Here is a 2040-nt window from a genome sequence, read left to right as displayed (position 1 = left end):
AGGAATCGTATTTGATTTTTGAAATTATCTACGTAGGCGGGGAGTGGGGAGTAGGGAGTAGGGAATAAGGAATTAGGCTTTTCGAGTTGTACCGAGCTTTTTCAGAAATCAAATATTAGTCCTATATAGCAATGGCGGTATATTAAGGATTGCGGCGGAAAATCTGGTGATTGGTAGCTCTCATTGCCTCATTTTCTTTGAAAGAAGCAGAATTTCTGGCTATAGCGAATTTTTTGGAGATATTTTTCAGGTTTGTGGTTTCTAACATAGTCTTAATTTCAATTCCCAATAGGGATTTAGTAACTTTCAAGCGTTTCAATCTCTATAAGAGATAAAGTCGGGGATTTAGGTGTTGACGAATGAATTAGATACAAATCAATACGCTTGGGTTAAGGATAATCGTAGGTTGGGTTGAACATTCGTGTTACCCAACAAACCCTCGAAAATGTTGGGTTTTGTTCCTTAAACGCCACTTGCTACCCTGCGGGAACGCTAAGAGCGAACAAGTCGGGAAACCGCAAGGGCGCAGTGGCTCCCCAACCTACACAGTTTAAGGTTTTCAACGCTAACCCAAGCGTATTGAGATATAAATAGCTAATCTTTTTCTATAACTTTGCTATATCCAGCAAAAACAAAATGCTCGTTTCGGTTTACTTTAGTTTTATCAGGCCACTTAACCCAATAATGGTTTTCCTCAAAACGGACATCTAAAACGGGGTAACTCCCTGGCTCAATATCAAATAGAGATTCTTTTGGTAGCTCTGATGCCTGTTCTGTAGAAGGTTTTAAAACTGTTTTTGTTGTAATTTGCAAAATGTAACTTTTATCATGTTTAGCTTCATCTTTTGACTCACCAATTAATCCATCTTTAATTGCTTCTGCCATTTTTTCAGCATCAAAGCGATCCATATCTGTTTTAGAGTCACAGAAGCAGCACTCAATTAAAATAGCTGGCATTTGTGTATTCTTCAGAACAAAGAAACCTGTATTTTTAACCCCTCTACTATGAAAACCAAGTTTAAGAATCTCTTTAAGAACTGATTGAGCAATACCTTGTGATGCATTACTAATGGCAAAAATTTCTGTGCCATTGGCTATACCGTTAAATTTATTAAAGTGAATCGAAATATAGACATTAACGTTATTGGCATTCGCCTTATTAGTTCGTTGTCTGAGAGAATCGGTTACACTGCTAGCACTTGTGGGAGTGCAATCAATAGCGGTATGACCTGCTGCTTTGAGTTTTTGTATCAATTGTGTCCCAACTGCTTTAGTTAAAGCATCTTCTTGTTTTATGCCTGTTGCCCCTGTATCTGGAGGGCAATTGTGTCCTATATCAATACCAAATTTCATAGAGTTGATGTCCTTTTTGTAACTTGAGAGGTACGGTTGAACTTACTATGCTGTATTAATTATTAACGCAAATGCGATCGCTCTGTCAGTGATATAAAGTGAGTTGTTACTGTAAAGAAATGTAACATTTAACGCCAAAATCCCATTGCAATACAATCTCAAACAATGTTGAAGAATTAATTAGGCTAGCTTCTAATAATGTTCGTTCTTCCTAAATTTATAAACAAGTTTTACCAGAGAAATTCCTGATGAGATGAGAGAAAATTTATCTTTTCTTAAGAATAGATAATACTTGGGTTAAAATGCATAAGCGTAGCCCGCAGGAGACATCGCTTAATAAATGTTTCGCCAAGCTTTCACTGTCCCTTTGCCAATTTCGCTATCAACAGTTTGACCACCTTCCAAGACTAGTCTGATTTCTAAGTTCTCATCTGGAGCATTTTTCAAAGCAGTGGCTAATTCTTGACTGACAGCAAAGGTGCCGGTTGAACCGTCTAATTGGAAAACTTTTCCCCTAACCTTGAGCAAAAGTTTATCAACTTTCTTGGTAGTGACAAACCTAAGAAAGTCAGGTCTTGGATACACACGACCTGCGGTATAGAAAGAAGACCTTGCTTCACCCGAATTTACTGTAACGAGGACTCGAATGCTCGAAGGAGTCCACAAACTCAGAAATCAGACTAGTCT

Annotated in this window: 3 protein-coding genes; all 3 read right to left on the bottom strand. The window is 37.9% G+C overall.

The window, feature by feature from the left end:
• Positions 1-142: 142 nt before the first annotated feature.
• Complete coding sequence (locus LC574_RS38435) at positions 143-268, bottom strand: hypothetical protein (protein WP_267871823.1); 126 nt, start codon at positions 266-268, stop codon at positions 143-145.
• A gap of 326 nt (positions 269-594) precedes the next feature.
• Positions 595-1353 carry an N-acetylmuramoyl-L-alanine amidase gene (locus tag LC574_RS37530; protein ID WP_229458686.1) on the bottom strand — a complete coding sequence of 253 codons (759 nt, stop codon included), beginning with the start codon at positions 1351-1353 and terminating at the stop codon, positions 595-597.
• A gap of 333 nt (positions 1354-1686) precedes the next feature.
• Positions 1687-2019, bottom strand: a complete 333-nt coding sequence (locus LC574_RS37525) for a hypothetical protein (protein ID WP_229458685.1) — start codon at positions 2017-2019, stop codon at positions 1687-1689.
• Positions 2020-2040 lie beyond the last annotated feature (21 nt).

It is taken from the genome of Nostoc sp. CHAB 5715, assembly GCF_020829685.1.
Taxonomy (GTDB): domain Bacteria; phylum Cyanobacteriota; class Cyanobacteriia; order Cyanobacteriales; family Nostocaceae; genus Nostoc.
This window is presented reverse-complemented; position numbering and strand designations above follow the sequence as displayed.